The organism is Anaplasma marginale str. Florida, from assembly GCF_000020305.1.
GTDB lineage: Bacteria > Pseudomonadota > Alphaproteobacteria > Rickettsiales > Anaplasmataceae > Anaplasma > Anaplasma marginale.
In genome coordinates, this window is sequence record NC_012026.1 from 785,587 (window position 1) to 806,347 (window position 20,761).

Annotated in this window: 18 protein-coding genes and 1 tRNA gene; 6 read left to right on the top strand and 13 right to left on the bottom strand. The window is 50.5% G+C overall.

Annotation, left to right across the window (positions count from 1 at the left end; all coding sequences use genetic code 11):
* Positions 1-17: 17 nt before the first annotated feature.
* Together tkt and AMF_RS08205 are read right to left on the bottom strand one after the other, a co-directional pair.
* The gene (tkt, locus tag AMF_RS08200; RefSeq protein ID WP_010270301.1) at positions 18-2,000 is read right to left on the bottom strand and encodes a transketolase; all 1,983 of its coding nucleotides are present in this window, start codon (positions 1,998-2,000) and stop codon (positions 18-20) included.
* Positions 2,001-2,018: 18 nt separating this feature from the next.
* Entirely contained in the window at positions 2,019-3,503 is a 1,485-nt protein-coding gene (locus AMF_RS08205) for a gluzincin family metallopeptidase (protein ID WP_010267939.1), read from the bottom strand.
* A gap of 310 nt (positions 3,504-3,813) precedes the next feature.
* Between AMF_RS08205 and AMF_RS08210 the strand changes: the two genes are divergently transcribed.
* The gene (locus AMF_RS08210) at positions 3,814-4,479 is read left to right on the top strand and encodes an OmpA family protein (protein WP_225348989.1); all 666 of its coding nucleotides are present in this window, start codon (positions 3,814-3,816) and stop codon (positions 4,477-4,479) included.
* Between the two features lie 350 nt (positions 4,480-4,829).
* Positions 4,830-6,110, top strand: a complete 1,281-nt coding sequence (locus AMF_RS08215) for an adenylosuccinate synthase (protein ID WP_029209820.1) — start codon at positions 4,830-4,832, stop codon at positions 6,108-6,110.
* Positions 6,111-6,113: 3 nt separating this feature from the next.
* Here the strand turns inward: AMF_RS08215 and cgtA are convergent, their stop codons facing one another.
* From cgtA to AMF_RS08235, 4 genes are all read right to left on the bottom strand, one after another.
* On the bottom strand, positions 6,114-7,136 hold the full coding sequence (gene cgtA / locus AMF_RS08220) for an Obg family GTPase CgtA (RefSeq protein ID WP_080510990.1): 1,023 nt from the start codon (positions 7,134-7,136) through the stop codon (positions 6,114-6,116).
* A gap of 1 nt (position 7,137) precedes the next feature.
* The gene (ruvX, locus tag AMF_RS08225) at positions 7,138-7,611 is read right to left on the bottom strand and encodes a Holliday junction resolvase RuvX (RefSeq protein WP_010265134.1); all 474 of its coding nucleotides are present in this window, start codon (positions 7,609-7,611) and stop codon (positions 7,138-7,140) included.
* Positions 7,612-7,676: 65 nt separating this feature from the next.
* On the bottom strand, positions 7,677-9,464 hold the full coding sequence (locus tag AMF_RS08230) for a ribonucleoside-diphosphate reductase subunit alpha (protein ID WP_010267966.1): 1,788 nt from the start codon (positions 9,462-9,464) through the stop codon (positions 7,677-7,679).
* Between the two features lie 220 nt (positions 9,465-9,684).
* Positions 9,685-9,757: transfer RNA gene (locus AMF_RS08235), tRNA-Glu, on the bottom strand.
* Positions 9,758-10,079: 322 nt separating this feature from the next.
* On the opposite strand from AMF_RS08235, the gene AMF_RS08240 reads away from it, so the two are divergent.
* Together AMF_RS08240 and AMF_RS08245 are read left to right on the top strand one after the other, a co-directional pair.
* Complete coding sequence (locus AMF_RS08240; RefSeq protein ID WP_010265142.1) at positions 10,080-10,940, top strand: polyprenyl synthetase family protein; 861 nt, start codon at positions 10,080-10,082, stop codon at positions 10,938-10,940.
* Complete coding sequence (locus AMF_RS08245; protein ID WP_010265147.1) at positions 10,937-11,884, top strand: FKBP-type peptidyl-prolyl cis-trans isomerase; 948 nt, start codon at positions 10,937-10,939, stop codon at positions 11,882-11,884. The genes AMF_RS08240 and AMF_RS08245 overlap by 4 nt, the downstream gene beginning before the upstream one ends.
* A 29-nt stretch (positions 11,885-11,913) precedes the next feature.
* Here AMF_RS08245 and AMF_RS08250 read toward each other — a convergent pair whose 3' ends face one another.
* The 3 genes from AMF_RS08250 to AMF_RS08260 all read right to left on the bottom strand — a co-directional run bounded on the left by AMF_RS08250 (position 11,914) and on the right by AMF_RS08260 (position 15,380).
* A complete protein-coding gene (locus tag AMF_RS08250) occupies positions 11,914-13,047 on the bottom strand; it encodes an FAD-dependent oxidoreductase (protein WP_010265150.1) in 1,134 nt (377 codons plus the stop codon).
* A gap of 135 nt (positions 13,048-13,182) precedes the next feature.
* Positions 13,183-14,658: a replicative DNA helicase gene (locus AMF_RS08255; protein WP_037330435.1), complete on the bottom strand. Its 1,476-nt coding sequence runs from the start codon at positions 14,656-14,658 to the stop codon at positions 13,183-13,185.
* A 53-nt stretch (positions 14,659-14,711) separates the two neighbouring features.
* On the bottom strand, positions 14,712-15,380 hold the full coding sequence (locus AMF_RS08260) for a hypothetical protein (RefSeq protein ID WP_010267974.1): 669 nt from the start codon (positions 15,378-15,380) through the stop codon (positions 14,712-14,714).
* 172 nt (positions 15,381-15,552) lie between these two features.
* On the opposite strand from AMF_RS08260, the gene AMF_RS08265 reads away from it, so the two are divergent.
* Complete coding sequence (locus AMF_RS08265) at positions 15,553-16,014, top strand: nucleoside deaminase (protein WP_080510991.1); 462 nt, start codon at positions 15,553-15,555, stop codon at positions 16,012-16,014.
* 129 nt (positions 16,015-16,143) lie between these two features.
* Here AMF_RS08265 and AMF_RS08270 read toward each other — a convergent pair whose 3' ends face one another.
* The 3 genes from AMF_RS08270 to rpmF are packed head-to-tail and all read right to left on the bottom strand — an operon-like array spanning position 16,144 to position 18,331.
* The gene (locus tag AMF_RS08270) at positions 16,144-17,112 is read right to left on the bottom strand and encodes a beta-ketoacyl-ACP synthase III (protein WP_035018003.1); all 969 of its coding nucleotides are present in this window, start codon (positions 17,110-17,112) and stop codon (positions 16,144-16,146) included.
* Positions 17,112-18,155, bottom strand: coding sequence for a phosphate acyltransferase PlsX (gene plsX, locus AMF_RS08275; RefSeq protein ID WP_010267981.1), 1,044 nt, complete (start codon positions 18,153-18,155; stop codon positions 17,112-17,114). The genes AMF_RS08270 and plsX overlap by 1 nt, the downstream gene beginning before the upstream one ends.
* Positions 18,155-18,331: a 50S ribosomal protein L32 gene (gene rpmF / locus AMF_RS10280; RefSeq protein WP_010265167.1), complete on the bottom strand. Its 177-nt coding sequence runs from the start codon at positions 18,329-18,331 to the stop codon at positions 18,155-18,157. The genes plsX and rpmF overlap by 1 nt, the downstream gene beginning before the upstream one ends.
* Positions 18,332-18,544: 213 nt before the next feature.
* Between rpmF and tgt the strand changes: the two genes are divergently transcribed.
* Positions 18,545-19,807 (top strand): tRNA guanosine(34) transglycosylase Tgt, encoded by a 1,263-nt coding sequence (gene tgt / locus AMF_RS08285; protein ID WP_012659034.1) that lies wholly within the window; start codon positions 18,545-18,547, stop codon positions 19,805-19,807.
* Positions 19,808-20,001: 194 nt separating this feature from the next.
* Here tgt and pstB read toward each other — a convergent pair whose 3' ends face one another.
* Positions 20,002-20,760 (bottom strand): phosphate ABC transporter ATP-binding protein PstB, encoded by a 759-nt coding sequence (pstB, locus tag AMF_RS08290; protein WP_010265176.1) that lies wholly within the window; start codon positions 20,758-20,760, stop codon positions 20,002-20,004.
* Position 20,761 lies beyond the last annotated feature (1 nt).

Consider the following 20,761-nt stretch of genomic DNA (forward strand, 5'->3'; position numbering starts at 1 on the left):
AGCCCACTCCCAAGTAACTATACCCCAGAACGCAACTTAGCCAAAATTGTACCGGCTACATTTTCCTTCGTGATCCCAAAATGCCTGTACAAATCCTCACACTTACCTGATGCACCAAACCTGTCAAGCCCCATAAATACGCCCTTTTCACCTATGTACTTATGCCACCCCAGAGAACAAGCCGCCTCCACAGCCACTTTTAGGCTGCCGTTCCCCAGCAAACTTGCAATATACTCTTCGTCTTGTTCGTCAAATATTCGCCAGCAAGGCATGGAAACCACTCTGGTGCCGATTCCCTGATCTTGAAGAATTTCCCTAGCACCCAGTGCCACGCCCACTTCGGAACCCGTAGAAAAGATAGTAACCCTAAAATCCCCCTCATGCTCGCGTATTATGTACGCACCCCTGCTGGCAAGGTTATTGTGGGAATAGCACGCGCGACTGAAGCCTACGCTCTGCCTTGACAACGCAAACAGCGATGGTGACTTGGTGAGCTTCAGGGCCATCTCCCAGCATTCCAAAACCTCAACAGCATCCGCAGGTCTGAAAACGTACAGGTTGGGTATGGAACGCAGGGAAGCGAGGTGTTCCACGGGCTGATGGGTGGGGCCATCCTCCCCTACACCTATGGAGTCGTGAGTCATTACATATATGACCTGCACTCTCATCAATGCAGACAGTCTTATAGCAGGTCTACAATAGTCAGAAAAAACTAGAAATGTCCCGCCGTAGGGTATTATGCCCCCATGGAGCGCCATGCCGTTCATACACGCGGCCATCGCGTGCTCTCTCACCCCATAATGCACGTAGGATGCGTCAAAATTTTTGGAGCTTACCACCCCCATGCAGGGTACCTTGGTGTTATTGGAGGAAGTGAGATCGGAGGACCCCCCGACGAGCTTGTTCACCCTCATCGCCAAGAATTCTAAAACTCTGCCGAAGGATTTTCTGGTCGCCTCAGCAGGGCGCGTTTCACAAAGGGTGTTTTTCAGGGTATCAAGCTCATCTATGACGCTGTTTGGTACACCATCTGAAAGTATTGCGTTAAGCACCTCAGCCTTTGCGCAACCAGCAAATTTCTTCATCCAAAGCTCGCATTCCAGCTCAGCTCTTGCTCTAACTTTACGCCATAAGGCCTTGGCTTCCTCGGGAATTTCGAACTTCTCACCTTCCCATCCTATGGCATTCCGAAACTCTTGAGCATCTTCAGGGGAAAACGGCCAGCTGTGCGCCGCAGAAGTACCCGCCTTGGGGGGCATAAACTTACCTATGACTGTCTTGCAACAAATTATGGACGGTTTGCCCCTAGACTCCCTAGCTGCACCAATTGCTTGTTCAATCTCGCCAAAATCATGCCCGTCAACCTCCAAGACATCCCACCCATAGGCGGAAAACCTTGCACGTACGTCGTCAGAGGTCGCCAAGCTGGTACTCCCATCTATCGAGATGCCATTATCATCAAACAAGACAATTAGGTGATCTAGGCCCAGGTGCCCGGCTAGAGAAGCAGCTTCGTGGCTGATTCCCTCCATCAAGCAGCCGTCCCCAACTATGGCGTATGTGTGGTGATTTATAAGATCATCGCCAAATTTCTGGGAGAACATGCGCTCAGCAATAGCAAGACCCACGGCGCACCCAAGGCCCTGGCCCAGTGGCCCAGTGGTTACCTCAACACCTGTAGTGCAACCATATTCCGGATGACCGGGAGTTATTGAATGCAGCTGCCGGAAACGCTTGATATCATCAATCCCAATATATCCAACCAGATGCATTATTGAGTACATGAGCATGGACCCGTGCCCGTTGGAGAGAACTAGCCTGTCTCTATCGAACCACGACGGATGGTTCACGCTGAACCGCAAAAACTTTGAAAACAGCACAGTGGCAACATCGGCCATACCCAGTGGCATTCCCGGATGCCCTGAGGCAGCATTTTGTATGGCATCTACGGACAGCAGCCTAACCGCTTTCGCCATAATTTGATATGATTCACGTCCCATCAAGAATTCCCGGGCAGCCTACATGCTGAGATACCTGCCGATGAGGTAATTCTTGTACGAATCCACATCGACTCTCTTCCCAGTAATCTTCTTCAGCAGAGTGGTGCTGCTGTATCTTCCGCCGTGGGAATATATGTGCTTGTTAAGCCAGCCGACAACACCGGAAAAGTCACCATTTTCCACCCCGCCACAAACGTCTACCTTGCTGTTTTTAATCGCAGCAAAAATCTGCGACGCCGCAACTGATGACACTACCCTGCAAGGCACATAGCCAAAAATCCCACTGACCCAGTAATCGTCCTGCATGAACCCCTCTTTGTCATCAGAGGGCACAGAATCGAAGTAGTATTTCATGCCCTGGGCCCAGGCATCCGGCAACTCGCTGACTTTCAAGTCGTCGTTTATTATTTCCTTCTCCAGTGCATACCGCAGCATTACGTGCGCAAGGGAACTTACTTCATCTGACTTCTCTAGCAGCATATTGGGCTGAACCTCGGTAAGGTGAGCATATATGTTGTCAACATCGGCTGCTTTCCCCCTAATAGAGAGAAGCTTCTTCATTGCTGGAAGGATAAATGAGATAAACCCCCTGTCTCTTAGTAGGTGACGAGACATTAGCAGCCCTTGGGCCTCGTACATCATGCTGCCCGGGCAGCCACCAACTGGTTGATGTTTCCACTTCTGGGGTAGGTTCGAACAATATAAAAACTTCCCAACATTCTCCAGCACATCCCTCAAAGCAAGCCTGTAGTCGCATTCTCCATAGTCATCAGCGCTTCTCTTAACGCTGCTCGCAACCCCTTCCTCGCTTAACAAATCCATCTTTCTGTGTGAGCACATAGCCTCGAGAAGCCCTCCCCCAACAGCACTAGCTATGTGTCTGCAAAGGGCCATTTGCTTGTCACTAGCGACAGTCTTCGCGGGATGAGCCTCACTACTGCTTTGCCTGTTTATAACCTCACCAGCAAATTGCCGGAAAAACGCCCCCATATCGGTAAAGACCTCATCCATTTTCTTGGTGGTAAGATCCCCATCGTAAGCACCGAGCATGACGTCGTACTTGCTCGCAGCTCCCAAATCCTCAACCTTCATGGCAGCCGCTTCTGAGGATAGCCTTACAACATCAGCAAGGCATTCTAGCACGCTGCGCGCGGGTTCATTCCCCTGGCAAAACAACATCCATTTCATCCTGCAGGCGACCCTGGCCTTTACCAGGCCACTCACTAGATCGATCGGTAACCCCCTGAGGCGCTTGTACATTCTGTTCATGCAATGGAGGTTCGCAACCTCCCAATCTCCCAACTGCCCCTTGTTTGCAAGCGCAAAATCGATGGACTCCGCAACCGCCTCACTGTCTACGATTTCCTGCACCACCTCCCTCAGAGTGCAGATTCTGCTGATTTTAGAATCAGAATCAGAGTCATCAGCGTAGAGAACCCTAACCACACCGATGACGTGGCACACCTTAGCAAATACCTGCTCCAAAAATTTATAATGCTTCATACGCACAACAACCGAAACTCGCGCACACAACACCCGGGATGAGACCGGCCCACTAAGACACACCCAAAAACAACTTAGGAGACCGCCGTCAGTTAGGCAGACATGCGCTAAATTTACCATACATCGCGGCGAAAGCTATAACAAATAAACCACGTGAGGCAAATTATTTTTCTTGACTTGACTCGGTTTTGAGCAATGATTTTGCGCAGTGGGGTTCTTCAGTGGTTATCGCAGCTGGATCTTTAGTGTAGGGGAGGTTTTTACTATGCTGCATCGTTGGTTAGCTCTGTGCTTCTTGGCATCGTTTGCCGTGACAGGTTGTGGTCTTTTCAGCAAGGAAAAGGTCGGGATGGACATTGTCGGCGTGCCTTTTAGCGCTGGGAGGGTAGAAAAGGTTTATTTTGACTTCAACAAGTACGAAATAAAGGGTTCTGGCAAGAAGGTGCTGCTGGGCCTGGTAGAAAGAATGAAGGCGGACAAGAGGTCCACCCTGCTGATTATCGGCCATACAGACTCCAGGGGAACGGAAGAGTACAACCTGGCGCTGGGTGAGAGAAGGGCAAATGCTGTTAAGGAGTTCATACTAGGGTGCGACAGGTCGCTATCCCCTAGAATATCTACTCAATCCAGGGGTAAGGCGGAACCAGAGGTTCTGGTATATTCAAGCGACTTCAAAGAAGCGGAGAAGGCGCATGCCCAAAACCGAAGGGTTGTACTAATCGTGGAGTGTCAGCACTCGGTATCTCCCAAGAAAAAAATGGCTATCAAGTGGCCGTTCAGCTTTGGTAGGAGCGCGGCTAAGCAAGATGATGTCGGTAGCAGCGAAGTTTCTGACGAAAATCCCGTCGACGATTCCTCAGAGGGGATAGCATCCGAAGAAGCGGCGCCTGAAGAAGGGGTGGTGTCCGAGGAAGCGGCGGAGGAGGCGCCGGAAGTGGCACAGGATTCTTCGGCAGGAGTGGTCGCGCCTGAATAGTACTGAAACTGCACGGCCTGGCCGCACTTGCCGCTCGTGGTTTGCGTTGACACATCGGTGGCCACACTCAACCTGAGGCTTGGTCCGTGCAGCTTTTGTTCTTGGAACGTGCCTTAGAGTTGGTTTCCGCTGCTGAGCGCGAGATTGATCAGCTGGGTGCCTGCTCCGCGTGGGCGGTGTGGTCGGCTGTTGTGCGGCCGGCTGCTGGGTACGCAGTCATCGTAGTTCGCGGCTCAGTGGGCTTTAGTGCGTTGTGAGCACTTTTTACGGGGTTGGTGGTGTTGCACTGAACAGTGTTGACACTATTTCTTTATTTTGCTAGCTTGGCCAGGAATTTTCATGGGCATCAGATGGCGAGCATAGTGGTAGTGGGACTGCAGTGGGGAGATGAGGGCAAGGGCAAGATTGTAGATTGGCTGTCTGTGAGCGCCGATGCCGTTGTGCGGTTCCAGGGAGGGAACAACGCTGGACACACAGTGGTTGCAGATGGGAGAGTGTACAAACTAAGCCTTCTGCCAACATCCGTATTGCGGCAAAACAAGCTATCCATGATAGGCAGCGGGGTTGCGCTGGATCCGTACGCGCTCGTTCGGGAGGTAGACAGCCTCAAAGACAGCGGCATATTTCTTGACCCTGACAGCCTGTGCCTGTCTGAATCGTGCCCGTTGGTTCTTAGCGTGCATAGGGACGCGGATTCTATAATGGAAGAAATGCGCGGAAACGAATCCATAGGCACAACGTGCATGGGGATTGGTCCGTGCTATGAGGACAAAGTCGGCAGAAGAGCCATAAGACTGTGTGACTTACTGGACGAAACATCACTTTATGACAAAGTGCTGTGCTTGCTGTCTTACCACAATCTGCTAAGAAGGGCCACAAACCGACGGGAGGTCACCCCGCATGAGATCATGGATGAGTTGACGCAGATTGCCCCGAAGGTCTTACCCTTTATGAAGCCTGTGCCAGAGATCATCGTCAGCCTAATTAAGCAAGGTAAAACCGTGTTATTCGAAGGTGCGCAGGGCGCGTTGCTTGATATCGACCATGGGACATATCCATATGTAACGTCCAGTAACACAGTGGCGGGCTATGTGCGGGTGGGATGCGGGGTCGGCGCTCTCGGGGACATGCGAGTTCTCGGGCTTGCAAAGGCCTACACCACAAGGGTTGGCAATGGACCTTTTGCTACAGAGCAAACCGGAACGGTTGGCGACGCCATGTTCGAGCGTGGCAGGGAAGTGGGCACTGTGACCAACCGCGTAAGAAGGTGCGGCTGGTTTGATGCAGTGTCTGTGCGGCAAGCAGCCCTATCCTCCGGCGCATCTGAGATGGTAATAACCAAACTAGACGTACTAGACACAATTGATGAGATCAAAGTATGCACAAAATACAGATGCGGCGAGGAATCATACGACTACTTACCCGCCGCATCCCACATACAAAACAGGCTTGAGCCTGTATATGAAACCTTACCTGGATGGCGCACTAGCACATTGGGTGCTGTGTCACGTAGTGACCTTCCAGAAAATGCAGTGTCATACATCAGTAGGCTTGAGGAGTTGGTTGGAGTGCCAGTAAGCTTGGTGTCTACAGGGCCAGAGAGAAACCATATTGTACCAATGAACCCATAAGCATTACTTCTTGTTGTAGTGGACATACAGAAATGGGTCAAACGATGTATCTGATGGTTCAGTTACAACTGCCTTCTTCACCTGCGCATGTAGAAATACAATCAGGGAGTCTAGCTCATCACCCATAGATAAGGTAATTACTTCCTTCTTGGTCGAGCTCTCAAGAAGTTTCTGCTTCTCCCTCACTTCCCCTTCCGAGAGTAGGTCACATTTGTTTAGTATGACCACCTCTTGCTTACCAGTAAGCTCCTGGCTATGTAGCTTAAGCTCCTGCCTGACCAGCTCATAGGCGCTGACTATATCTGGAAGCGAGCAATCTACCAGATGTAGGAGTATGACGCATCGCTCAATATGTTTGAGAAACTTGTGCCCTAACCCTGCACCAGAACTGGCGTTTTCTATTAGGCCAGGAATATCTGCTAACACTAGCTCACACCCGTTTGCGTACGCAACTCCCAAGTGTGGTTCTAGGGTTGTAAACGGATAGTCAGAAACCTTGGTTTTCGATGCAGTACAACGTGATAACAAGCTAGACTTCCCAGCGTTAGGCATGCCTATTATTCCAACATCTGAGACTATCTTGAGCTTCAGCAGAACACAGTGCTCTTCTCCCAGTGTTCCGTAGGTGAAGTATGTAGGTGCACGATTAGTAGAGCTCTTATACTGGGCATTGCCAATCCCGCCCCTACCACCTGCTGCTACTGTGTATTGCTGCCCTATGTTGTTCAGATCTGCTATTAGAGTATTCCCATCTTCGTCATACAACTGGGTTCCTACCGGCACCTCTACTACGCGGTTGCGGCCAGCAGCCCCAAACTTTCCCTTACCAGATCCAGCTTTACCATTCTCTGCCCTTATGTGTTGGTTATATCTGAAGTATAGCAGAGTGTTTACAGCACTACTGGCGACGAATATCACCGAGCCGCCATTCCCTCCGTTCCCACCATCGGGGCCACCAAACTCTATGAATTTCTCCCGCCGAAAACTCACACACCCGTCGCCTCCTTTTCCTCCTTTTACGTGGATTTCAGATTATTCCTCGCCCCTTTGCCATATCCAGTACTTGTTGTAAGATTAGCGCTGCAGATATCTTATCATCCACCTTCTGAGATGCTTTCCTGCGCAATCCGAGACTTTCAGTCGTTCTACTGGCCATCGCGGTAGTAAACCTTTCGTCGTGCAAGTAAACATAAACACCTGACTTTTTTATCAGCTTTTGCACAAAAGAGCGGACCACCGCGCACATCTCTCCCTCCATACCATCAAGCTGCAGTGGCAGGCCTACAACCGCTGCGCAAATCCCTTCCCTTTTTAAAATGGCGTTCAGCTCACCCAGATCTTGCCTCACGTTTCTCCTAAGGTACACGCTATGCGGCATCGCAATGGTCCCCGTACTATCGCTGACGGCAAGGCCAAACTTCTTCTCGCCGAAATCCAGCCCCAGAATTCTCCTATCGGCCCCCAACGCCCCAAAAAAACTCTCTATGCTGTCGCACAACATAACCAACCCTGCCACAGCCAAAGTACGACGTGGTGAGCCTCAGCTACGCGACACAAACCGTGTGACTATTGACACGCCAAGCATTCATCATAGTCAAAGTTGGTGATTTGCCGCTGCGGAGAGACCGCCTGCCCGACATGAACGTGGGACACCTTATCTGCCTTCTGTACTGACTTGGACCTTAAGTAGTAGAGGCTTTTTACCCCCTTCCTCCAGGCAAGAAAGTGTATTTTATGTAAGTACCGCTTATGTACGCCCGCGGGAAGGAAGATGTTGACCGACTGCGCCTGGCACACATACGGGGCTCTATCACTGCTATGCTCAACTATCCAGCGCTGATCCATCTCGTAAGCGGTCTTGAAAACAAGTTTTTCCCGCTCAGTGAGAAAGTCCAGATGCTGCACGGAACCTTCGTTGGTAGAAATGGACGACCAAACCTGATCGTTATCTAACCCCTTAGACTCCAGCAGCCTCTGTAGAAACTTGTTTCGTACCACAAAGGACCCAGTGAGAGTCTTATGAGTGAACACGTTCGCCGCATACGGCTCTATTCCCGGTGAAGTACTACCGGAAATTATGGATATGGAGGCAGTCGGCGCAATGGAGAGCTTATGCACAAACCGCTCCATCTTGTTGGCATCTATCGCATCAGGGCATGGCCCCTTCTCCAGCGCAAGCTTGTGAGAAACCTCATCCGCCTGGCGCTTTATATGCTCAAAAATTTTCTTGTTCCACACCGCAGCGGCAAGAGATTCAAAAGGTACCATTTTGCTCTGCAAGAACGAGTGGAACCCCATAACGCCTACCCCGATACTGCGCTCCCTCATCGCAGCATACTTTGCGCGCTCAATATCCGGGGGAGCCTTGTTGATAAAGTCTGTGAGTACGTTGTCTAGGAACCGCATCACATCCTCTATAAACATGGGCTCCGTGCTCCACATGTCGTAGTACTCAAGGTTCAAGGATGCGAGACAGCAGATTGCGGTCCTGGATTTTCCTAGGTGGTCTTCCCCCGTAGCGAGGGTTATCTCAGTACACAAATTGGACATCTTCACTTCCAGCCCGAGCTCTTTGTATATGTCCGGCTTGTGCTTGTTAACCGTGTCTACAAATACGAGGTATGGTTCCCCTGTTTCAACCCGAGTGGTCAAAATTTTTATCCACAGATCCCTAGCTCTGACAGTGGATATAACGCATTTATCCTTGGGGCTCACCAAATCCCAGGGTTTGTCTTGCTCAACTGCTTGCATAAACTCATCAGTAAGCAAAACTCCGTGGTGGATGTTCAGCGCCTTCCTGTTGGGATCACCGCCCGTGGGCTTTCTGATATCTAGAAATTCCTCAATCTCTGGGTGGCCGACAGGCAAATACACAGCAGAGCTGCCCCTACGCAAAGAGCCCTGACTTATGGCCAAGGTCAGCGCATTTTGCACGACTATAAACGGAATTATGCCCGAAGTTTTACCACTACTTCTAACCTTTTCTCCAATGGAGCGGAGATTCCCCCAATAACTTCCGATACCCCCACCACGGGACGCAAGCCACACGTTTTCATTCCACAGGTTCAATATGCCGACTAGGCTATCTTCGGTTTCGTTTAAGAAGCACGAAATCGGCAAACCTCTGGTAGTTCCCCCATTACTTAGTATTGGAGTAGCAGGCATGAACCACAACTTGCTCATGTAGTCATAGAGCCGCTGGGCGTGCTCGTCATTATCTGAATAATACTGGGAGACGCGCACAAACAGCTGCTGATAGTCTTCGTTATCTAGTAAATACCTATCAGACAGCACAGCCTTGCTAAAGTTAGTAAGGTTGTTGTCCCTGGTACGGTCGACAATAATCGGTGACACCTTGTCATACCTCCTACATTCACTAACATACAAACACGAAAAGCGGTACGCATCCCGCCTTTGAACACATACAGTACCTATACAGACAATTCAGTACTATATACAGCACTCACACAACAAAAGGGACAAAGATCCCCGCCATCGGTAACCAATAGTTAAAGAAACTCCGACGGGGCCAACCCCAACCTTAGAAATACCTATACCGCACCCGGCCGGTAAGTGACTCCCACGGGAGTCGAACCCGCGTTACCACCGTGAAAGGGTGGGGTCCTAGACCACTAGACGAAGGAGTCACAGCAAACCCATATATAATAATCAGCACCGTTACAGTCAAACAAAATTCCTACGGCGGTACAACCTACTAGCCGCACTAAAAACTTGCGCAAGTGCCGCAACCTACACCCATGAACAGACCCGCAAAACACAAACCCCGCACCAAAAAACTACCAACCACGCACACCTAGAAAGGTGTATACCAAACGCCGTCAAAGTACCACAAGTTGTATAAAAACGAAAATGTAAAATTCGAGCTTTTTTGAAATGCGCACGTAAGTAAAAACCTGGGACATGTAAGCAAACTCTTGTATACTGAGGGGGAGTTTGATTACACCACCTATGCACCATAGCTACAGTGACATACAGCAAAAGGTAGAGGATTTTGCGTCTTTGGTGCAAAAGGAGCTCGCTCAAGTTGTGCATGAGAAGGCTGAGTGCCCGTCGGCAGCATTGCACGAGGCTTTGGGCTATGTCATATCGAATCCAGGGAAGTGCATACGCTCATTTTTGGCAAGTACATCGGCGCAAGTTTTTGGCGTGAGCACGGAAAGAACGTTGCGGTTGAGCGCCGCCATTGAGGTTGTGCATGCCTACTCCTTGGTGCATGATGACCTGCCCTCTATGGATAACTCCCCTATCAGGCGTGGAAAGGAAAGCTGCCACATAAAATTCGGAGAGGCGGTCGCAGTTTTAACTGGCAACGCTTTACTTACACTCACCTTTGAGTTATTGTCGACCATGAATGAGGGTTGTGCTGTAAGGTGTGAAATCATAGAGCTGCTGTCCAAAGCGTGTGGCCGTTGCGGCATGATAGCCGGGCAGATGCTGGACATGGAGGCACACTCTTCAACGTCGTTTGAGGGAGTTAGGAGGATACACGAGTTGAAGACCGCTAGGTTGTTCTCTGCCGCTTGCGAGGCCGGCGCGGTTTTGGGTGGGGCATCCGCTGAAGAAAGGGCAGCGCTGGCAAAGTATGGGGCTGCGTTGGGTTGCGCGTTTCAAGCAAAGGATGACCTAAGCGATGCTTGGGAGGACGGTGAGCGCTGCTATGGAAGCATGGCACATATTCTCGGGATGGATGAAACGCAGGGCTACGTTGATGGCCTGCTGCGCAAGTGTGAAGAACACCTAAGAAAGCTGCCTGGTAACGTAGATACGCTCGGCGGTCTCGTTGTGTTTGTTGAAAACTTAAGCGTATGAAGGTCATAGTATATCGCCTACTGTGCGTAATCGCGGTTTTCGCCGTTCTTGGGCTGCTGCTGAGGGCAGTGTCCACTAGCATTGTCTCCGGTATCACTGAGCGCATGGATAAGAAGCCTTACAAGGTTTCCGTGGTTGATAATGACAGCCCTGCATATAAGATCGGGGCCCTGATATTACGGCCAATAATAGAAGCAAGAATTGACCGATACATAAGCAAGCAAGGGCTGGCAGAATACTTGCGCGACGCGGCATCTGCGGCACCTCTTGCAGGGAATTTTCGCCTGATTGACATAGAAGAGGGTGAGGGGCGTGAGGTGCTGTGTGGGCAGAAGGTCTCCGCCATGATTCTACGCTTCCCTATGGACGGTCAGGAGATTACGGATCCGCTGCAAGCAGCACGCAAGATCAGCGGTAGCACGAAACCCGTAAGTTTCAGGCTCGGAGCGCATGAAGTCAGGGAGGTGAACTACGCCTTGGCTGGCATGAGGCGGGGCGGCAGTAGGGTCGTGATAGTAACCCGTGATGAAGAAGGAAAATCTGACAGCTATTACATACAGCTCACATCTGTGGATGACACAGTGCCCGAGGCAAATGACATAAGAAACCTCATGTCCTTCGACAAGCGCGACACCGGCAATAAGGAAGCGGTGACCGAGGCACGGTGCGGCGACGCTGTTTCTGTTAAGTACACAGTGAAGGATGTGCGCGGGCAAGTGTTGGTTGCGGACCAGGTGGTTGACTTCATAATAGGCAATAGGAGCGTCCCGATTGTGTTAGAATTGGGAGTAGTTGGCCTAAGGTCGGACAGCCGCAGGTCTATAATAGTGCCACCGGAGCTCTTGTCTGGTTTCGATCGGGCCGTTGATAAGTATAGCGTCAAGATTATCGACGCACAGATTGAACATAAAAAGGCTCCCGTCCCGGCCTCCGGTGGAAAATAGCTGTGTGCTCGAACCGTGGTGGGGGTCTACTACCTCTTTGCCATGCCGCTGTTATGCACTGCCTCATGTATAGCACCATGCGGCTGCTGCTCGCATCCTCCCTCCATTCCTGAATGCAGAAGCCCGGAGTAGCGGGCATTTCCACATTTTAGCAGGTTTATTACCTCCTCCACTATTGCCGGTGCGCTCAGATATCCATGTCTATACAGCCCGTTTATCCTGACAACACCATCTTCAACTATAATTCTTGGACAGTTGTCCGAAAATGCAGGTCTACATGCAGACATCATACCAAGCACCCTGGCCTCTGCAAAACCTCTGTGGACCGAGTATGCGGCCGATAGCAGTTCAAGCACGGATCTAACCGATACCTCTGAGAAGTCACAGCTTTCTATTTCCGTAGCACCAACTATCAACTTACCTTCAGATCTGGGTACCATGTACACGTTGTATCTGGGGTGCACCATACGGATTGGGCGGCCGATCGCAACCTCAGGAGCGTGAAGTAGCATACTTTCGCCTCTAACCCCCCTCAGACCGGAAATTGCGCTCTTAGCTCCAATGCCCCTGCAATCAAAAACCATATCAAAAACGTGCCGCTGGCAGCCCACCACCAACGTTTGAGACACTACTTCATCCACGTGCGTGTTGCAAAGCCATTTTATCCCTAGACGAATTAATTCAGCCTCCAGGCGCGAAAAAAGCCGCATGCTGTCTATGCATCCCTCTCCTTGAATGTACACTCCGTGGCGGACAGATAGCCCGCTTTCGAGCGTGTGAATTTCATCGGAAATACAGAGATTGCCAAAAAGGGCAGTGAATTTTCGCCTGATGATGGCGCACATCCTCTCCAGTTCGTGCAGGTCGCTTGTATGGGCTACAATTACACTCCCTAACATTTTTAGGCATTCGCTCGCGCCCGCGGAATGGAGAATTTCTGGCCATAATTCCAAGGATCTATGGCCCAATTCTACAACCAAATTCCCGGCTGTTTCCGCTTCGGAATACAGGGAAAGCATGCCCCCCGCAACAAATCCGCAGCTGCGTTTGCCTATTGCGTCATCCCGATCAAAAAGCGAGACCCGCCACCCATTTTGCAGTAACGCCAGGGCCAGTAGTCTGCCGACGAGCCCAGCCCCCGCTATTCCCGCAGTTTTTACCATATCACCATTCTCAAACTAAGGCCTAATACACCCAAGAAACGCGACAGACTGTGCTCGGAGCAAGGCGCAGCACGGACCGGCAGCTGCTCTGCACCTCAGCAGGCAGTGCCTCACAACCTGAACGGCAAGTTACTACTATCCGGAATGCAACTCGCCGCCATCGTAAACATCATAGCGCGCAGTGTAATCCCTGAATTTCCCTTTTTCAGGCTCGAAAAAAAGCCTAATATTGCCAATGGGCCCGTTTCTTTGTTTTGAAACAAGTACATCAGCAACATTGCTAATTGCATTCATCTTCATCTGCCACTCTGCGTGCTTAGCAGTTCCCTCGGCAGGCTGCTTTCTTAATTCGTAGTACTCCTCCCGGTACAAAAACATGACCACATCTGCGTCCTGCTCTATGCTTCCAGAATCACGCAAGTCGGATAGCTGGGGCTTCTTATCGTCACGCTGCTCAACAAGCCTAGAGAGCTGAGAAAGCGCTACTAGTGGGACATTTAGCTCCTTTGCTATGGCTTTCAGGCCCTGAGTAACCTCAGAAACTTCCTGCACCCTATTTTCTCCGCTGCGCTTCGTAGTCCCCTTAATCAACTGCAGATAGTCCACAAAAACAACTCCAATATTGTGAAGCTGGTGCATTCTTCTTATCCTGGTCCTGAGGCCACTAATTGATAAAACGGATGAATCGTCCACTATCAGCGGCAAATCGCATATCTTCTCGCTAGCTTTCAAGACTTGATTCAAATCCGTGCTGCTAATTTTGCCCGATAGGGCCTTGTAGGAACTGATTTCAGACTCTATCGATATGATCCTGGAAGCAATGTGCTCTGCAGACATTTCAAGGGAGAAAAACCCAACGCTCTTTCCGTCGTTTTTAAGGGATTTACAGGCGCTTAGTGCCATATTCAGAGCTAGAGCTGTTTTCCCCATAGAAGGACGCGCGGCTACGACTATCAGATCGGAATTCTGCAGCCCATTTAACAGTTGGTCTAAATCCCTAAGCCCCACAGACACTCCTTGTAGGGCATTTGCACCGCCTTTGGCGGCTTCGATTTTTTTTCTTACGTCCTCCACCAATACTGAGAACTTGTGATAATTTCTGTCAGATTTACCTCTACTCCCCAGTACAAACAGCCGCTGTGCCGCATCTTCTATCTGCTGCTCTGCAGGGTTGTCGGAGTCATAGTCGTACGCATTGCCCACAACATCGTTCCCAAAGGCAATTAGGCAGCGTCGAAGGTGCGCATCAAATACAGCCTGCGCCACGCTTCTTATGTCAAAAACCACGCTTGCCTTAGCCGCAATTTTGGCCAAATACTCGGCACCACCACATTCGATCAACGCCTCGTCATTGTCAAAAAACATCTTCAGGCTAATCTCGTTGGCAGCAAGGCCCCGCCGGTTGATTTTGAGCACTTGGTCAAAAATCCGCCCGTGCAGAGGATCAAAAAACACGTCTGCACTTATTATATCTTCCAGAGCATCGCAGATCCTGTTGTCCCTCAACATCGCACCGATTAGCATCTGCTCAGCCTCGATGTTGCTAGGCAGGCCGCCTATAGCACCTAGCGTGCTGCTCTCTTTTAAATCCTGCACTAAAAACCCCAACAACACCCTGGGGATTATACCACCATGGGGCCACGCTGCAAACCAACAGCAGACAGTTATCTAGATCTTGCGATATATTTGCCCTGAAATCTACTGGGCATACGAACAAACATTTGCCAGAATCCATTGGGAAGCTCGCCGTTATCGCCGCCCCTGGCACCTGCATTGAACAAGCGAGCTAGGCTTTCCTGCCTTTCCGACATCACAAGCTTAGTCCACTTACCTATGGGCTCCGCCACCCCGACAATCTGTGCAGCACTTTCATACTTTGCGCCACCATCGGCAACGTCACGTTTTTGTGCAGATGAAAAGTCCCTCTTGAGTAGCTTGTCTTCTTTCTCAATATTGTACTTTTCCTGATCTGTTAACGTCTCATCCACATCGTGCTCATCAGCGGATTTCTCGCTTGATGTTTCGGATGACTCATAGCCGAACAGGCCAGCGATCTTTGCAACCAGGCGCCGCACGGCGGACAACAAGGCATCAACGGCCTTCAACAGTTTGTGCAGCAGTTTCTTTAGGGCCTGCCAAACGTGGCCAAGTCCTTTCTTTAGTGTTCTGAACGGCCAGAGAAGAATATTCTTCAGGCACCTGCACACACGCCTTCTCACCGGCTTAATGAACAGTAGTAAAGACGCGATCAGCCCGACAGACGCAGCGGTACCTTTCAGCGCAGCCCCTGCGATCCCAGAACCCGGTATCAGCCCTAGCAACTTCTTTATCACATACAAACTCGGACATGCACCCGCGTTGATTCTAGCATACTATAGCGTATACACAAAGTGTCTGTTACGCAGGACCAATCACTGTTAAGTCGGGAGTAACACACTATGTACATTACGACACCTTTACGCACGGCTGCTATTGTCCTATGCTTGAAACAGTGTTTAAAACGTGATGATGCTGTCAGAATCCCCTTACATGAGGCTAGCAATGCAGGAGGCGGTCAGCTCACCGGCTGAGGTTCCAGTAGGTGCCGTAGTCGTCGATGAGCGCGGCGTTGTAGTATCTAGCAAGCACAACCTCACGCTTCGCAACTCAGACCCGACGGCGCACGCGGAGATGCTCGCCATCAGAGAGGCTTGTTTGCACCTGTCAACTCACGTGCTGGACAATTGTGATATGTACGTAACGCTTGAGCCGTGCGCCATGTGTGCATATGCGATATCTTTATCAAGAATTCGCAGGCTATATTTTGGCGCATACAATGCAAAATGCGGGGGAGTAGAGCACGGCGCCCGAGTTTTTAGGTTTTGCCATCACATCCCTGAGGTATACGGTGGGTTCCTCGAGCGGGAAAACGCAGAGATATTGAAAAGCTTTTTCTATAAGCTACGGAACCAGCAGCACCAACCATAGTGCGGAGCGCGGCTTCCTATCAGCTGAGTTAAGGACCACAACCGTGTAGACTCGCGGTCCCTACCACACAACACCTCCCTCCCCCGAGGTGCGTTCCCAACCATGGGCCACGTGTATGCTCAACAGATGCTACAGTCTGAGCAAGCTCACACCCCACGTGATGCCGGCTCCTATTGCGGCAAACAGTACTAGATTGCCCTTTTTGATTCTGCCTGCACGCTTAGCTTCGTACATCGCAAGCGGTATGGATGCGGACGAAGTGTTCGCGTGCTCATCTATACTCAAGATGACCTTATCCCTGGAAAGCCCCAGCCTGTTGATAACGAGGTCAATAATTCGTACATTGGCTTGGTGGGGAATAAACCAGTCAATCGAGTCAACATCCAACGCACTACTTTCAAGCAGTGCTGAAATAGCGGATGATAGCTTAACCACCGCATGCTCAAATAGCACGGTACCCTTCATGCATATGTACCCAGCCTTGCCGGTAGAGGCAACCCCACCGTTTGTGTAGAGCACATTACCAAGTGAGCCATCAGCGCACAAGAGAGTGGACATAACTCCGGCCCCAGGTTTTTCCGTTTCGTCCTGCCCCTTGAACACAAATGCCCCCGCACCGTCGCCGAATAGCACACATGTAGACCTATCAGTCCAATCGACCACTTTAGACATTGCCTCGGACCCTATGATCAGGGCAATGTTAGCCTGGCCAGCCTTTATCATGCTATCTACAATCGACAGAGCGTACAAAAAACCCGAACAGGCGGCGTTTATATCGAACGCAGCTGCGTTCTTGCAACCCAGATTTCCTTGCACCATCGTTGCACAACTCGGCATCGTTTTGTCCGGAGTTGCAGTTGCAACAATTATAAGGTCAACCTCGCTCGCCGATACCCCCGCATCTTCTAGCGCAATCTCAGCAGCTTTAGTTGCCATACCAGACACGGTATCGCCCTCTTCCACTACATGTCTGCGTTTTATACCAGTTCTTCGAAAAACCCACTCATCCGTGGTATCAACCATGAGCGACAGATCATCATTGGTGATGACTTTCGCAGGCAAAAACGCCCCCACACCACAAAAAACAGATCTTCGCATCAACCATTACTTACTTCTGAGATCATTTCTTTCGCCATGTCTCCTTGGCTAATCACGCATACAGCCTCTTTTATCGCGTGGGCGAATGCCGTGGCATCGGCCGAACCGTGGCTTTTCACCACGATGCCGTTGAGGCCCAATAGCACGGCACCATTGTACGACCTTACATCCAGAGCGCTGCCACTAGTCCGCTTGAAGTAGCAAGAGCGTAAAATGCGCATTGCAGCCCTTCCCATCAGGGAAGAACAGATTTCCTTTTTGAGTATATGAAGCGTGAGCCCGGCAACTGCCTCGCAGGTTTTTAACATAATGTTGCCAGAGAAGCCATCAGCAACAACAACATCCGCCACCCCGTCGAACGCCTCTTTTGCTTCAACGTATCCGTAGAAATTAATGTCCTGCTTTGCGTCGCGCATCAACGCGAACGCTTCTTGAATGTTGTAAGTGCCTTTTGTATCTTCCGCACCGATATTCAACAGCCCCACTTTGGGATGCTCAACGCCGAGCACAGCCCTCGCAAATGCCCTGCCCATAATCGCAAACTGAAAGAGTAAGCCTGGAGCACATTCGGCATTAGCACCCAAATCTAGTGCAACAAAACTGCCCTTCCTGGAGGGCAGTACAGTAGCAATAGCTGGACGATCTATGCCTTGCAACGTACCTAAAAGATACCTGGATATCGCCATAAGGGCACCGGTGTTACCCGCAGAAACCGCAGAAGCAACCACGCCCTTTTTGACGTCTTCTATTGCACACCACATGCTTGACTTCCTGCGGTGCCTGAGTGCAAAAGACGGCCTGTCGTCACACAATACGGCATCCGGCGTGTCAATGAAGACGCTATTTTTCTCTACCAGCTTATACTTACCAAGCACCGGCAGCACAGCACTCTCTTTACCATATATGCTAAGATGCACTTTGTGCTTACACGGCACAGCACCGGAGAGAACCAAATCAGCCCCCTTAATGGCAACCTCGGGGCCGAGATCCGCCCCCATAGCGTCAAGCGCTACTGACACGCATGCGCCACTGTCACGCACCACTAAACCTTAGACTCAGTAACTTGCTTCCCGTTGTAGTAGCCCCCCAAACACACGTGATGGGGAAGTTTATACTCCCCGGTAGTTGGGTCAATAACGACGTTAGCGGCAGACAGCGCCAAATGCGAACGATGCATGTTGCGACGCGACTTCGACTTCTTCCTTTTGGGTACAGCCACAGTTCAATCCTCACCCACAATACTCGGATTATGGCCCAGAAAATCGAGGTTGGCAATAGCATTTTTCAAAAAGAACCCACTCTGCAAGCCAAACAGCCATCAACTACCTAACAACCCACCCATAAATCTGGCAGGCACACATGTTAAGAACGCAAAAAAATTTTTTGATGCGGCATACCGGTAAATGGCCTACCATGGCTACTGCTGATTTGTATGTACGCCAGATTGTATCAAAACTTCAATTTTCACGTCCTGCTACAGCACAATAGGGCGCGCGTCGGTGTAATCTCCACCCCCCATGGGGTGTTGTATACCCCAGCGTTCATTTTCTGCGCAACAAAGGCCGCTATAAAATCGTTAGACATGAAAACTGTCAAAGAATGCGGCACGCAGATCGTGCTCTCTAATACATATCATCTTATGCTGCAACCAGGGGCAGAAACGGTGGCCGCGCTGGGAGGGCTGCATAACATGCTTGGCTGGAAAGGGCCAATGTTGACCGACTCTGGAGGGTATCAAATTTTCAGCCTTGGATACGGCTCAGTATCGGAGGAATTGAAAGGCAAAAGAAGGCGGGCTAATTCCTCTCTCATCAAGATAGATGAGAGCGGCGCAATTTTTAGGTCATACATCAACGGGCAGCTGCATCATCTGACTCCCGAAAAATCCATGCATATCCAACGCATGTTAGGGGCAGATCTTGTCGTAGTATTGGACGAGTGCACCCCTTTCCACACTAGTTACGAGTATACAGCACAGTCTATGCACATGAGCAACCGCTGGGCATTGAGGTCACTAGAGGAATTTCAAAAAACCGCAGACGGAACGCAAGCTTTGTATTGCGTCATACAGGGTGGAGTGCATAGTGATCTTAGACGCGTCAGTTGCGAGTTTGCTAACAGCTCTCCGTTCTTTGGCAACGCAATTGGTGGCTCGCTTGGGTCACATAAACAGCAGATGTATGATACCGTCTCTTTGACCACCAGTTTGCTTGACAAGAGCAGGCCCGTGCATTTGCTTGGTATCGGCAATGTGTGCGACATTTTGCACGGAGTAATGAACGGCGTAGACACGTTTGACTGTGTATATCCCACCAGGATAGCAAGACACGGGGCAGCGCTGGTAAGGCCCGAAAACAGAATCTCACCGGACAGGGAGTATGTTAATTTATACAACTCCAAATTTGCGCGTTCTTTGGCTCCCATCGAGCAAGATTGCGGCTGCTATACCTGTAATCACCATTCAAGGGGTTACCTCCACCATCTACTAAAAGCCAAGGAGCTACTGGCATACACCCTTATTACGATACACAATGTATACTTCATGAACAGCTTAATGCAGCGCGTAAGAAGGGCGATAGCGGGAGAAACCTTAGAGCAAGAATATGAGTACTGGCTCGGAAAACGCGGGGCAGCACCGGACTCGGCATCGCCGCAGCCCCCCCCAAGCGGGAAAACCCCAACCGCACCTAGGTAACCAACAAAAGCTACGCTATGTTTCATGTTGGTGGCATCTAGGGGATAGAAAGAGCGCACCCGCACTATCAATTCCTGGTTATGCTGCAGAAAACACTTCAGACTATATAGGCAGGCTGTACGAGAGCTATAAAGGGCATTGGCCTCTCCCCCACATACAGGGGGGTTCCGGTAGGAGCGCTGCGCTATGAACCGCTATAAGTGGTCAGCTAGATATCCCTTAACTTCCTCTGATTTCGGGGCCTTGAACACCTCTTTGGTCGTATTGTGCTCAACTATTCTGCCCTCTTGAAAAAACGCGACCCTGTCCGAAACTTCTCGTACCTGCTTAACAGAGTGAGTGACCAGCACTATCGTGAAATTCTTCTTTAGCTCCTTGATTAAATTCTCCACAACACCTGTAGCCACAGGATCAAGCGCAGAGCACGGTTCGTCCATCAACAGCATAGTAGGCCTAACCGCAATCGCTCGGGCTATGCATAGACGCTGTTGCTGCCCACCAGAAAGCTTACACGCACTATCCTTCAGCCGTCCGCCCAGTTCATCCCACAACCCTACACGTCGCAAACTTTCCTCAACGATGTCATCAAGCCGCCTCTTGTTTCTGGCTAACCCATGCAGCTTAGGCCCATAAGCTATGTTTTTGTATATCGAGTCGGGAAACGGGTTCGGTTTCTGAAACACCATACCAACCTTTGCCCGCAGCAGCACAACATTAGTGTCGGGCGAGTGCACGTCCATCCCTTCAATGTCAATCTTGCCTTCCACCTTGCAATCTGGAACAAAGTCATTCATGCGGTTAAAACATCGCAAGAACGTGGACTTGCCGCACCCAGACGGCCCTATAAGGGCAGTAACCTCCCTTTTGTACACATCTAGGTTAACATCGAACAAAATCTGCTTCTTGCCATACCACAGATTCAGACCCTCTACTGCAGCATGAACTTCTGACACT

Coding starts and splice junctions, on each gene's coding strand:
- AMF_RS08265 (WP_080510991.1), top strand. CDS start 15,553: ATGATGCTGTCAGAATCCCCTTACATGAGGCTAGCAATGCAGGAGGCG.
- AMF_RS08240 (WP_010265142.1), top strand. CDS start 10,080: ATGCACCATAGCTACAGTGACATACAGCAAAAGGTAGAGGATTTTGCG.
- ruvX (WP_010265134.1), bottom strand. CDS start 7,611: ATGTTGTGCGACAGCATAGAGAGTTTTTTTGGGGCGTTGGGGGCCGAT.
- tgt (WP_012659034.1), top strand. CDS start 18,545: ATGTACGCCAGATTGTATCAAAACTTCAATTTTCACGTCCTGCTACAG.
- AMF_RS08215 (WP_029209820.1), top strand. CDS start 4,830: ATGGCGAGCATAGTGGTAGTGGGACTGCAGTGGGGAGATGAGGGCAAG.
- AMF_RS08205 (WP_010267939.1), bottom strand. CDS start 3,503: ATGAAGCATTATAAATTTTTGGAGCAGGTATTTGCTAAGGTGTGCCAC.
- AMF_RS08270 (WP_035018003.1), bottom strand. CDS start 17,112: ATGCGAAGATCTGTTTTTTGTGGTGTGGGGGCGTTTTTGCCTGCGAAA.
- tkt (WP_010270301.1), bottom strand. CDS start 2,000: ATGGGACGTGAATCATATCAAATTATGGCGAAAGCGGTTAGGCTGCTG.
- AMF_RS08250 (WP_010265150.1), bottom strand. CDS start 13,047: ATGGTAAAAACTGCGGGAATAGCGGGGGCTGGGCTCGTCGGCAGACTA.
- AMF_RS08245 (WP_010265147.1), top strand. CDS start 10,937: ATGAAGGTCATAGTATATCGCCTACTGTGCGTAATCGCGGTTTTCGCC.